This window comes from Luteibacter sp. HAY1-4A (assembly GCF_056755355.1).
The window spans coordinates 1-12,707 of sequence record NZ_JBNDHZ010000033.1; the positions used below are offsets into that span (position 1 = coordinate 1).

Here is a 12,707-nt window from a genome sequence, read left to right on the forward strand (position 1 = left end):
GTGGGCTCGGAGATGTGTATAAGAGACAGGTGGTGGCAATGGCGGCGGCAACTACCAGCAGCCGCGCAACAACAATGGCTACCCCGTCGACGACGACGAGAACGCCGACGCCGGCAGCAACGATCGCCTGATCAACCTGACCGAGCTGAAGCGCAAGAACTCCATCCAGCTCCTGGAGTTCGCCGAGTCGCTCGGCATTCGCGAAGGCGTGGCCCGCCAGCGCAAGCAGGACGTGGTCTTCAACATCCTCAAGGCCCATGCCCGCTCCGGCGGCGGCATCTGGGCCGAGGGCGTGCTCGAGATCCTCCAGGACGGCTTCGGCTTCCTGCGCTCGGCCGACGAGTCCTACCTGGCCGGTCCCGACGACATCTACGTGTCGCCCAGCCAGATCCGCCGCTTCAACCTGCGCACCGGCGACTACATCACCGGACGCGTCCGCCATCCGAAGGAAGGCGAGCGTTACTTCGCCATGCTCAAGGTCGACGACATCAACGGCGATCCGCCGGAGGCGTCGAAGAACAAGCTGCTGTTCGAGAACCTCACCCCGCTGTTCCCGCGCAAGGCGTTCAAGCTCGAGCGCGGCAACGGTTCCACCGAGGACATCACGGGCCGCATCCTCGACCTGGTGGCACCGATCGGCCGCGGCCAGCGTGGCCTCATCGTCTCCCAGCCGAAGTCCGGTAAGACGATGATGCTGCAGAACATCGCGCAAGCCATCCAGTACAACCATCCCGACGTGCACCTGATCATGCTGTTGATCGACGAGCGTCCGGAGGAAGTCACGGAAATCGCCCGCACGGTGCGCGCCGAGGTCATCAGCTCCACCTTCGACGAGCCGGCCGTGCGCCACGTGCAGGTCGCCGAAATGGTGATCGAGCGCGCCAAGCGCCTGGTCGAGCACAAGAAGGACGTGGTGATCCTGCTCGACTCCATCACCCGCCTCGCCCGCGCCTACAACACCGTGGTACCCAGCTCCGGCAAGGTGCTCACCGGCGGTGTCGACGCCAATGCGCTGCAGCGTCCGAAGCGCTTCTTCGGTGCCGCGCGCAACGTCGAGGAAGGCGGCAGCCTGACGATCATCGCCACCGCGCTGACCGACACCGGCTCGAAGATGGACGAGGTGATCTACGAGGAGTTCAAGGGCACCGGCAACATGGAAGTGCACCTGTCCCGGCGCATCTCCGAAAAGCGCGTGTACCCGGCCATCGACATCAACCGCTCCGGCACGCGTCGCGAAGACCTGCTCATCGATCCCGACCTGCTCGCCAAGATCTGGATCCTGCGCAAGCTCCTCCACCCGATGGACGAACTGGCGGCCATGGAGTTCATGCTCGACAAGATGAAGAACACGAAGTCCAACGACGAGTTCTTCAATTCGATGAAGCGCTGACTTCGCGCCTTGCCGAAATAAGCTGCGAAGGCCGCCCCCCGGGCGGCCTTTTTCTTGCCGCGATGCTACGCTCCGCGCGCAGGCACCTTTTGCTTGCGAAGACCCGTCCCCATGTGGTCCGGCTACCGGCCCTGAGCCCAACGTCAAGGAAAGTCCGTGTCCATCCCCAGCGCCGCGAAGAGCACGCCCATCGGCGACCGCCAAGACCTGGCCGCCTACCTGGCCAAGGGCGAGAAACCGCGTGAAGACTGGCGTATCGGCACGGAGCACGAGAAGTTCGGGTTCTACAGCGACGACCTGACGCCGCCGCCCTTCGAAGGCGACCGCCCCGGTATCCGCGCCATCCTCGAAGGCCTGGCATCGCGCTACGGCTGGGATATCGCGCGCGAGGGTGAAACGCCCGTCGCGCTGACGAAGGGCAAGGCGAACATCACGCTCGAACCCGCGGGCCAGCTCGAGCTCTCCGGAGCGCCGCTCGAAACCATCCACGAGACGTGCGACGAGGTCACCAACCACCTCAAGGAAGTCCGTTCGGTGGCCGAGGAACTCGGCATCGGCTTCCTCGGCATGGGCTTCCAGCCGAAGTGGCGCCGCGACCAGATGCCGTGGATGCCCAAGGGCCGCTACAAGATCATGCGCGACTACATGCCCAAGGTCGGTTCGCTCGGCCTGGACATGATGACCCGCACCTGCACCGTGCAGGTCAACCTCGATTACTCGAGCGAGGCCGACATGGTGAAGAAGTTCCGCGTGGGACTCGCGCTTCAGCCCATCGCCACGGCACTGTTCGCCAACTCGCCGTTCACCGAGGGCAAGCCCAACGGCTACAAGTCGTACCGGTCCCATGTGTGGACCGACACCGACGGCGACCGTACCGGCATGCTCGACTTCGTGTTCGAGCGTGGCTTCGGCTACGAGCGCTACGTGGATTACATCCTCGACGTGCCGATGTACTTCAGCTACCGCGACGGCAAGTACGTCGATCTTTCGGGACAGGACTTCAAGAAGTTCATGCGTGGCAAACTCGCCGCGCTCCCGGGCGTGAAGCCCACGATGACCGATTGGGCCGACCACCTCACCACCGCGTTCCCGGAAGTTCGCCTGAAGCAGTACCTGGAAATGCGCGGCGCGGACACCAGCACCTGGAATTCGCTATGCGCGCTGCCGGCGTTCTGGGTCGGCCTGCTCTACGACGATACGGCGCTCGATGCGGCGTGGGACCTGGTGAAGGATTTCAGCAAGGCGGAACGCCATGCATTGCGCGAAGGCGTGCCGAAAGAAGCACTGGACCTTCGCTTCCGGAAGCACAAGGTGCGCGACCTGTCGCTGGAAGCGTTGAAGATCGCGGACGCGGGACTGAAGAGGCGCAACCGCCGTGGCAACCGCGACGCGGACGAATCGATCTACCTCGAGCCGCTCATGGAAATCGCGATCTCCGGCAAGACGCAGGCCGACGTGAAGCTGGAATTGTTCAACGGCGAGTGGAACGGCAGCGTCGACCCGGTGTTCCGCGACTACGCGTACTGAAGCGCGCATCGTAGGATGCCGCTATGGCGGCGAGTAAAATCGCGACACGCTACAGGATTGCCCTCGCCGCTATAGCGGCTCCTACAAGAGACAAAAAAACCTCCCCGTTGCCGGGGAGGTTTTTTCTATCAGCCGATCGGTGGAGCGATCAGAACGCGTACTTGGCGGACACGCTCAGCAGGTTGCCCTTGTCGTCGTTCTCGCCGACCAGACGGTCGCCCGTGCCGTCGGTGACGCCCGCGATGTGCGCATTGTTCACGAAGATGTGCGCATAGCCGGCGTTGATCTCGAAGCGATCGGTGGCCTTGTAGCCGATACCGACGGCCAGCCACTTACGGGTCGAATCCGGCACACGCGGCGAACGGGTGTCGTCGTAGGTCGGCGTGGTGTCGACGGCGACACCGCCGCGCAGGGTCAGCTTGTCGTTGAGGTAGTACTCACCACCCACCGACGCGAACCAGGTGTTACGCCAGCCGTAGTGCTCGGTGGTCGGCGGCTGGTTCGGGTTCGAGTACTTGACCGTGAGGTCCTGGAAGGAATCCCACTTCGTCCACGACAGGTCGAAGCCGAGGCCGAACTTCTCGTCCTGGTGCCAGAAGCTGGCGGTGGCGATGGCCGGCGTGGTGAAGCCCGCGCGGCCGTCGGTGTGGGTAAACGGCGGCTGGCCGCTGCCGAGCAGGCTGCCCACGGCAGGATTCGACAGCACCGCGGTCACGTTGGTCGGCATGGTGAAGTTGCCGGTGCCTTCGAGCGTGTGCTTGATCTTGCTGCGGTAGTTGAGAGCGATGCGGTCGTTGGCGGTCAGCTTCCACAGACCGCCGACCTGCCAGCCATAGGCCCAGTCGTCGCCCTTGATCTTGGCGTAACCGTCGCTGCCCGGCGGCACGACCGCGGCGTACTGCGCGGCAAGCGCCCTGGCAGCGGCAGGCGGCAGCTGGCCGGCGGCCGCGGCACGCTGGATCAGGCCGAGACCCACCGTGTTGTAGTTGATGGCGCTGGTCAGTTCCGCGCTGGTCTTCTGCGCGATGGCGCTGACGCCGACGGCGAAGTCGTCGGTCACGTCGAACGAGGCCGAGAGGGTGGCGTCGAACGACTTGAAGTCGGACTTGATGGCGTTGTAGCGGCCCTTCCAGTCGGAGTCGTATTCGGTCTTGAAGCCGAATGGGGCGGTGAGGCCCAGGCCGATGTGCCAGCGGTCGCTGACCTGCGACGCGAAGTACAGCGCCGGAACCGGAATGGTCGTGCCGGCGTCGCCGCCGTTGCCGCCGCTGATGGGACGGCCCTGCGCGTCGGTGGCCGTGCCGTGGAACTTGGTGCTGAAGTTGATGCCGGTGACGTCGGCCTGGAACACGTTGCCCTTGAGCATCGACATCGCGGCCGGGTTGTTGACGATCACGGAGGCGTCGTCACCCGCCGCGGTGGAACCGGCGAAGGCACGGCCGAGGGCCTTGGCGCTGTTTTCCTTCAGCTGGAAGGCGCTGGCCTGGGCAGCCTGGGGAGCCACCAGGGCACCGGCGATGGCCAGCGAGAGGGCGGCGATGGCCAGCGGACGGGTATGGAGGTTCAGCTTCTGCATGCGGGTTCGGCTCCTGCTTATCGTTTACTGCTCGGGGGCGATTGAAACGCGCGTGTGAAAGCGGAAACTTACCCGTTTTCATACGCGCGTTTAACATTCTGGGTTTGCACTCTGGACGACTTGACGCCCGTTTTGCAAGTCCCAGTGCAACAAAGGTGAAACGGGTCACGGGTATGCGGCCCCGTTCGTGGCCGGCATTTGCTAGGGTGTAGGACCCGCCCGCCAGCGAGACCTGCCGTCATGCACTGCTTCGTCTACGCCAGTCAGCGCAAGCCCGACACCTATGTCTGGCTCACCCGCCGCGAGGGCTTCGACCTCCTCCCCGAAACGTTGGTACTCCTGCTGGGGGAGCTCAACTTCGTGCTCGAAGTGGAACTTACGCCGCAGCGCAAGCTGCCCCACGACGATACCGAGCGCGTGCTGGCCAACCTCGCCGCGCAGGGCTGGCACATGCAGACGCCGCCCAATGAAACCCTGAGCGTGTGCAACCAGCCGAACCACAACCGCGAGATCGATCCCGACGAAACCCTGGTTCGCGCCTGATCTGGCCGATTCCGCATATGCGTGAAACGTGCAACCCGGGTTAACGTCGCGTTACCGCGAGGGCCCGGACGGCTCCGTATACTCGCGCGCATGGCCAATTCCAAACGTCGTCGCCCACCGCTGATCAAGGCGCTGCCCTGGTTCCTCCCCGCTATCGCCGCGGTCGCATGTGCCGGCCTGACGGCCTCGCCACTGGCCCTGATCCCGCTGCTGCTGGCGAACGCCCTGGCGATGGGCGCGGTGTGCCATGCCATCGGGTTCGACCCGGAAACGAGTTACATGCGCACCGTCCTGCGCCGCGGTTCCGCGCACCTGGTGATGTTCACCGCTTATACCTTCGTCGTCTTCGTGCTCGTGGCATGGCCGCTGCTCAAGCTCACGCAGGCGCCGAGCCTCGGCGCCGCCCTCCTGCTCGCCGCCACGCTGGTCGTGGCCCTTGCCGCGTTGTGGCGGGTCTGGCCGGCATTCGGACTGGTGTTCGTCTGGGACGACGCCTATCCCGAGAACAGCGGGGACGGGTCCTGGATCTTCACCGCGATGGCCCGCTCGGTCACGTTCGGCCGGCACCTTTCCGCCGAAGAACGTTTCTTCTCGCACTTCCTTCCCGCCTCGTTCGCGCTGCTCGTCCTCGCCTTCAGCGCCGTGGCCCTTTCCGGGCTGTACGGCGTGCTGCCGCCCGAAATGCGCATCGCGGCACTCGGCATCTACGCGCTGGTGCTGCTGCCGCTCGGCTGCATGCTCATCGCCAACCGCACGCTGCGCGCCCTGCTCTGCGATCGCCGCGATCACATCCGCGCGGGTCGCACCGAGTCCCGGGACAACTCGCCGGCCATGCCGGTCGAGCCCGTCCGCGCGCCGATTCCCGTGCTCGCCAGCGAAGAGAGCCAGCCCGGGGTGCGCGAGCGCTCCCTGTTGGCGGCGGCGCGCGCGGGCGACATCGCTCGCGCCGTGGCGCTGGTCGAGGCCGGGGCCGATCCCGACACCGGCGCGGAGCCTGGCGATCGTGACCAACGGCCCGTGCTCACCCTTGCTGCGCTTTCGCCGGACACGCGCCTGCTTCGTGCGCTGATCGGTAAAGGTGCGCAGGTGAACCGCGCGCACAACGGCATGACCGCCCTGCTCGCCGCCAGCCGGGACAGCTGGCACGGACGTCCGGAAGCCGTGCTCACCCTGGTCGCCAATGGCGCCAACCCCGCATGTACCGACTCCGAGGGCAGCACGCCGTTGCACGGCGCGGTGCTCAGTGCCGAGCCCACCGTGGCTGCCATGCTGCTGGATGCCGGGGCGCCGGTGGATGCCGTGAACCATGCGGGGGAGACGCCACTGGTGATCGCCTGCCGCGCCGCAAACTGGACGCTGGCGCGCTTCCTCCTCGATCACGGCGCCAAGCCCGCGCCCGTGGGCAGCGAGCCCGCGCTGGTCGCCGCGGCCGGCATTCCCGACGACGACAGCGAGGGCGCGAAGTTGCTGCTTCGCTACAAGGCACCCGTGAATGCGACGGATGCCGATGGCCGCACCGCGCTGCTCACCGCCGCGGCCGAAGGGCACGAGCAGATCGCCCGTGTCCTCCTCCAGGCGCATGCGAACCCCAACCTGGCGGACAAGAACGGCACCACGCCCCTCATGGAAGCCGCCCGCGCCGGCGCACACGGCATCGTCCAGATGCTGGCCGATGCGAACGCGGATGCCTCGCCGCGCGATGGCCACGGACGCGATGCCCTGACGCTCGCCTGCCAGTCGCCCCGTGCCCAGGCGGCCACGGTCCGCGCACTGCTCGCGCTCGGTGCGCAGCCGAAGGAGCCCGCCGCGGACGGCCGCAGCGCGCTCGACCACGCCGCGTCCACCGGCCGCTGGGATTTCGTCGCGCTGCTCGACCCGGAAACACCGCTGCCGACGTCACTGAGCGAGTCCGTCGTTCCGGAAGCCGGCGCGGACTCACCGCTGCATTTGTACGACGCGCTGCGCTTCGGCCACTGGGCGGTGGCATCCACCTTCGCCGCCAAGGCACGCGAATGGCCCGCGCATGAGTTGGCTGCCCTGTACGTCGACCTTGCCGGCGCCGGCTTCGACGCCGCTCGCGCCTGGCTGCTCGACCACGGCCTCCCGGCGGAAGCGCGCCTCGCCGCGCCGGCGGACGAAGAAGACGTGCTCGGCCGCCGCCTCTTCGACGCCCTGCTTCCGCAATTGCCACATTCCGCGGACGCCCTGCTCCAGCTCATGCGCGCCGGGGCCAGCCCGGCTGGCGCGGGCCTCCTGGGCCACGCGATCTGCCGCATGGAGGATGCCGACGAGAGGCTCACGCTGGCCATGCTCGAGGCGGGCGCCGATCCGTTCGGTGCCGACGCGCGGGGACGTACGCCATTGCACATGGCCGCCGCCACCGGGCGCGCAGGCCTTCTCGCCGCGCTGCTGGTGCGAGGCGTGGACCCCAACGTGCGCGACACCGGCGGCCGCACGCCGCTGCATGCCGCGCTGGAACAAGGCGGCGACAGCCTTCCGCTGGTTCGCCTGCTGGTCGCGCATGGCGCCGATCCCGAGGCGGCCGACATCAACGGCGAAACGCCCTACGGGCTGGGCATCGGTCACGGCGACGTGGAGCGCTGGCTGAGCTGGTCCACCTGGCCTCTTCCGCGGCGTGCGCTGCGAGCGGACGATCTCCCGGCCGCAGCCGCCGCAGGCGATCTGCAGGCCGTCGACCGCCTGCTCGAACTCGGCTTCGCCGTGGATACCCGCGATAGCCAGGGCGCCACCGCACTGCTCCGCGCGGCGGGTGCCGGGCATCGCGATGTGGCAGAGCGTCTGCTGGTCGCGGGCGCCGACCCCGCGGCGAGCGCGGCATCCGGCGTTACGGCACTCGCCGCCGCGGTGAACGCACGCCGCGAGAACGTGGTGTCGCTGCTCATCGAACGCGGCGTGGCCGTCGACCAGCGTCTGCCCGGCGACGCCACCGCGCTGATGATCGCCGCGACGCTGGGCTATCCCGACATCGCCGATCTGCTGCTGACCGCCGGCGCCGACGTGGCCGCGCAAGACGCGCACGGCCACACCGCACTGCACGCTGCCGCGCAGTATTGCTTCGGCAGCAGCGACAGCCTGCGTGCGCGGCGCCTCCTCGATGCCCTTATCGGTAAAGGTGCCGACGTGAACAAGGCGGACAAGGAAGGCGTCACGCCGTTGCTCATCCTGCTCGGCGCGCACATGCGCCCCGGCGCACACGCGGACGCCACCCACCTGGGCGCGCTCGTGCCGGTGCTGCTGGACGCGGGAGCGAAGCTGGAACATGCCGACCACCGCGGCGTCAGCGCGCTGCATGCCTGCGCGATGCACGCGCTGCTGCCACCGGCGCGCGTGCTGTTGCATCGCGGTGCGAACCGGAATGCCGCCGACGCGTTCGGCCGCACGGCGGGCGACGTGGCCCGGCACCTCGGTTACGTGGACATCGCGCACGAACTGGGCACGCGCATCGGTGCGATCCCCAGCGTCAGGCAGACCTTGCGGCAGCCTGCGCAGCCTGACTGATCAGGTTTGCTCGTCGCGCACCCGCTCTTCGACCGCGTCCGCCTCGAAGAGCTGTTGCAGGTCGTGCAGTGCCTCCTTGGTGGTCTGCACGAGCGCGGTTTCGTCGTCGTAGACGAGGTATTGCGCGCGTAGCACCTGGTCGTCGTGCCTGCGGAAACGCTCCAGGCGACTCTGCGCCACATCGGCACTCATGCCCAGCGACTCCAGCACGTGGCGCGTCATCTCCAGGCTGGAGTAGAAGGTTTCGCGCACAGGATCCTCGACGCCGATGTCCATCAGGCGGAACACATGCTGGCGGTTGCGCGCACGCGCGACGATCTTGAGGTGCGGATACTGCCGGCGCACCAGCCGCGCGGTGCGCAGGTTCGCTTCCGGGTCGTCGGTCGCGATGACGAAGACCTCGGCCTTGTCGGCCTGCGCCGCGCGCAGCATCTCCGGGCGCCCCGGATCGCCGAAGAACAACGAGGTACCACCGAAGCGGCGCGAGGTTTCCACCTGCTCCACCGAGCTTTCGAGGGCGACGAACTGGATGCCTTGCGCGCGCAGGATACGCGCGACGATCTGGCCCATGCGGCCGAAGCCCGCGATGATGACGCGCGGCGTGTCTGCCTCGATGCTGTCGAACTCGCGATCGGGCTTGCGCACGCGCTCGGTCACCATGCGCGACGCGACCAGGACGAGCAGCGGCGTAAGCGCCATCGACAAGGAGATGGCCATCACCATCAGCCCGCGCTGGGCGTCGTCGATCACGCGACCTTGCTGGGCCAGGTTGAGGATGACGAACGCGAATTCGCCGCCGCAGGCAAGCACCGCCGCCAGACGCACGGAATCGGCCGTGGTCAGTGCCCCCACCAACCGGCCCAGCGGCATGATCAGCGCCGCCTTCACCACCATCAGCAACGCCACCATGCCGAGCACCAGCAGCGGCTTGTCGACCAGCATGGCCAGGTCGACCGACATGCCCACGCTGATGAAGAACAGGCCCAGCAACAATCCCTTGAACGGCTCGATGTTCGACTCGAGTTCGTGCCGGTATTCCGAATCCGCCAGCAGCAGGCCGGCGAGGAAGGCGCCCAGGGTCGTCGAGATACCGGCCACTTCCATCAGCCACGCAGTGCCCATGACCACCAGCAGCGCCGTGGCGGTGAACACCTCGGTGCTTTTCGCTCGTGCGACGAAGCGGAACACGTGGCGCAACAGCAGCCGTCCGCCGACGATCACGGCAAGGATGGTGCCGACCACCCGAACCACAGTGATGAGGTCGGGCGCGTGCGCGTCCCGAGCGATCGCCCCGCCCAGCAAAGGCACCGCGGCAATCAGCGGAATCGCGGCGAGGTCCTGGAACAGCAGGATCGCGAAGGCCTGGCGGCCATAGACGGTACCGGCTTCCTTGCGCTCGGCAAGGATCTGCAATCCGAACGCCGTGGAGGAAAGCGCCAGGCTGCCGCCGACGATCACGGCGGCCTTCCAGGTGAGACCGAACAGGAAATAGCCGATCGAACCGAGCGCCGCGGCGCAGGCGAGCACCTGCAGGCTGCCGGTACCGAACACCGCGCGGCGCATGACCCAGAGCCGCGACGGGGAAAGTTCGAGGCCGATGACGAACAGCATCAGCACGACGCCGAAATCGGAGATCGTGGCGACGCCTTCCGTATCGCTGACCAGGCCCAGCACGGACGGGCCGATGACCACGCCGGCGAGCAGGTAACCGAGGACGGCACCGAGGCGGAAGCGCTTGGTCAGCGGTACGGCGACCACTGTCGCCAGGAGGAAGACGACAGCCGTCTCGAGAAAATGATGACCGTCCATCCCGGCTCCCCGATAAGTCTCAGGGATTATGTCACGCGGACCGTCCGAGGTTTTGGCGAATCGTGTGGGAAGCGTGCAAGCGCTTCCCACACTCACGGTCAGGCTTTCAGCCAGCGGGCGACGTCGACGGCGAAATAGGTAAGGATCGCGTCGGCACCGGCGCGCTTCATCGACAGGAGCGACTCCATCACCACGGCCTTCTCGTCCACCCAGCCGTTCTGCGCGGCGGCCTTGATCATCGCGTACTCGCCGCTCACCTGGTACACGAAGGTCGGCGCGCCGAAGGCGTCCTTCACGCGACGCACGATGTCCAGATAGGGCAAGCCCGGCTTCACCATGACGACGTCGGCACCCTCCGCGAGATCCAGTTCGACTTCGCGCAGCGCTTCGTCGCTGTTGCCCACATCCATCTGGTAGGTGTGCTTGTTGCCCTTGCCGAGGTTCGCCGTCGAACCCACCGCATCGCGGAACGGGCCGTAGAAACTGGAGGCGTACTTCGCGGAATAGGCGAGGATCCGGGTGTGGATGTAACCCGCGTCTTCCAGCGCCTCGCGGATGGCGCCGATGCGGCCGTCCATCATGTCGGACGGTGCCACGAAATCCATGCCTGCCTCGGCCTGCGCCAGGGACATCTTGATGAGCGCCTCGACGGTCGGGTCGTTCATGACATACCCGTCGGAGTCGATCAGCCCGTCCTGGCCGTGCGTGGTGTATGGGTCGAGCGCCACGTCGCCGATCAGGCCCAGCTCCGGGAAGCGCCGCTTCAGCTCGCGCGTGGCGCGCTGGAAGAGACCCTCGGGATTCCATGCCTCGCGCGCGTCCCCGGTTTTCACCGACGCGTCCACCGACGGGAACAGGGCCAGCGCGGGGATGCCGAGCTCGACGCACTCCGCCGCCAGCTTCACCAGTTCATCGATGGAAAGGCGATCCACGCCGGGCATGGACGGCACCGGCTGCCGCACGCCCTCGCCGTCGACCACGAAGGCCACCATGATGAGGTCGGACACGGTGAGGACGGTCTCGCGCATCAGCGCGCGGGAGAACGCGTCGCGGCGCATGCGGCGCATTCGGACGGCGGGAAAGGTCATGGGGCGGGCCTGTTCGTTGGCGATCCGCCCATTTTACGCCTCATGGCCCGGCGGTCGGAGGACACGGCGTCGCAGGTCGGGCCCTCGCCTTGCGAACGAGGACGGTTCAGGCCGCTATCCGGCCGGTCGTCTCCGGATCGAAGAAATGCAGCCTCTCCGGCTGGAAACCGAGCGCCACGTCCGTACCGGGCTGGATCGTCGCGTGCGGAGGCACGCGAGCGACCAGTTCGGCCTCGCCATGGCGCATGTTCAGGAACACCTCGTTGCCCACCGGTTCCACCACCTCGACATGCGCGCGCAGGCGCTCCTGCACGCCCGGGTGGTCGTCGACGGTGAGAAGGTCTTCCGGGCGGACGCCGACGATGACCGCCTTGTCCACGTAGGCCTCCAGGCCTTGCGCCTGCGTGCCGAGGGCCATGGAACCGTCCGCCGTTTCCAGCCGCAGCCCGTCGGTGCGGCGGAGCGTGCCGTGGAACAGGTTCATGGCCGGACTGCCGAGGAAACCCGCCACGAAGAGGTTGGCGGGCTTGTTGTAGAGGTTCATCGGCGTGTCCAGCTGCTGCACCACGCCGCCGTTCAGCACCACGATGCGCTGGCCCAGCGTCATCGCCTCGATCTGGTCGTGCGTGACGTAGACCATCGTCGCGCCGAGGCGGCGGTGGATGCGCGCGATTTCCACGCGAGTGGACAGGCGCAGCTTCGCGTCCAGGTTCGACAGCGGCTCGTCGAGCAGGAACACGGCCGGGTCGCGCACGAGCGCGCGGCCCAGTGCCACGCGCTGGCGCTGGCCACCCGAAAGCGCCGCCGGACGGTGCTCCAGCCGCTCGTTCAAGCCCAGCATGTCGGAAGCCACCGCCACGCGCCGATCGATCTCGTCCCGGGCGACGCCGCGCAGGCGGAGTCCGAAACCGAGGTTCTCGCGCACGGTCATGTGCGGATAGAGCGCATAGTTCTGGAAGACCATGGCGATGTCGCGGTCCTTCGGCGGCACGTCGTTCACAACGCGGTCGCCGATGCGCATGCTGCCGGCGGTGATCGACTCCAGGCCCGCGATCATGCGTAGCAACGTGGTCTTGCCGCAGCCCGAAGGCCCCACCAGCACCAGCAGCTCGCCGTCCGCGATTTCGAAACTCGCCTCCTCCAGGGCCACATGCCCGTTGGGATACACCTTGCGTACCTTGTCGAGGCGAACTGCTGCCATTTCCTGCTCTCCCGTGGGTCCGGGTGTGTCAGGCGATGCCTGCCACTACCCCGG

The 12,707-nt window shown here is 67.3% G+C and carries 7 protein-coding genes and 1 pseudogene; 4 read left to right on the forward strand and 4 right to left on the reverse strand.

Annotation, left to right across the window (positions count from 1 at the left end; all coding sequences use genetic code 11):
* Positions 1–40: 40 nt before the first annotated feature.
* Both rho and ACPYOD_RS12380 read left to right on the forward strand, forming a co-directional pair.
* Positions 41–1,390: pseudogene (gene rho, locus ACPYOD_RS12375) on the forward strand (transcription termination factor Rho); the annotation flags it as partial.
* Between the two features lie 156 nt (positions 1,391–1,546).
* The gene (locus ACPYOD_RS12380) at positions 1,547–2,917 is read left to right on the forward strand and encodes a glutamate--cysteine ligase (RefSeq protein ID WP_481302033.1); all 1,371 of its coding nucleotides are present in this window, start codon (positions 1,547–1,549) and stop codon (positions 2,915–2,917) included.
* A gap of 148 nt (positions 2,918–3,065) precedes the next feature.
* Here the strand turns inward: ACPYOD_RS12380 and ACPYOD_RS12385 are convergent, their stop codons facing one another.
* Entirely contained in the window at positions 3,066–4,493 is a 1,428-nt protein-coding gene (locus tag ACPYOD_RS12385) for an OmpP1/FadL family transporter (protein ID WP_481302034.1), read from the reverse strand.
* A 240-nt stretch (positions 4,494–4,733) separates the two neighbouring features.
* Here ACPYOD_RS12385 and ACPYOD_RS12390 point away from each other — a divergent pair, with 240 nt between their 5' ends.
* Both ACPYOD_RS12390 and ACPYOD_RS12395 read left to right on the forward strand, forming a co-directional pair.
* Positions 4,734–5,036 carry a YcgL domain-containing protein gene (locus ACPYOD_RS12390; RefSeq protein ID WP_481302035.1) on the forward strand — a complete coding sequence of 101 codons (303 nt, stop codon included), beginning with the start codon at positions 4,734–4,736 and terminating at the stop codon, positions 5,034–5,036.
* A gap of 90 nt (positions 5,037–5,126) precedes the next feature.
* Complete coding sequence (locus tag ACPYOD_RS12395) at positions 5,127–8,555, forward strand: ankyrin repeat domain-containing protein (RefSeq protein ID WP_481302036.1); 3,429 nt, start codon at positions 5,127–5,129, stop codon at positions 8,553–8,555.
* On the opposite strand, the gene ACPYOD_RS12400 is transcribed toward ACPYOD_RS12395, so the two are convergent.
* The 3 genes from ACPYOD_RS12400 to ACPYOD_RS12410 all read right to left on the reverse strand — a co-directional run bounded on the left by ACPYOD_RS12400 (position 8,556) and on the right by ACPYOD_RS12410 (position 12,653).
* The gene (locus ACPYOD_RS12400; protein WP_481302037.1) at positions 8,556–10,364 is read right to left on the reverse strand and encodes a monovalent cation:proton antiporter-2 (CPA2) family protein; all 1,809 of its coding nucleotides are present in this window, start codon (positions 10,362–10,364) and stop codon (positions 8,556–8,558) included.
* A 98-nt stretch (positions 10,365–10,462) separates the two neighbouring features.
* Positions 10,463–11,452: a porphobilinogen synthase gene (gene hemB, locus ACPYOD_RS12405; RefSeq protein WP_481302038.1), complete on the reverse strand. Its 990-nt coding sequence runs from the start codon at positions 11,450–11,452 to the stop codon at positions 10,463–10,465.
* A gap of 106 nt (positions 11,453–11,558) precedes the next feature.
* Positions 11,559–12,653, reverse strand: coding sequence for an ABC transporter ATP-binding protein (locus ACPYOD_RS12410; RefSeq protein ID WP_481302039.1), 1,095 nt, complete (start codon positions 12,651–12,653; stop codon positions 11,559–11,561).
* Positions 12,654–12,707: the final 54 nt, after the last annotated feature.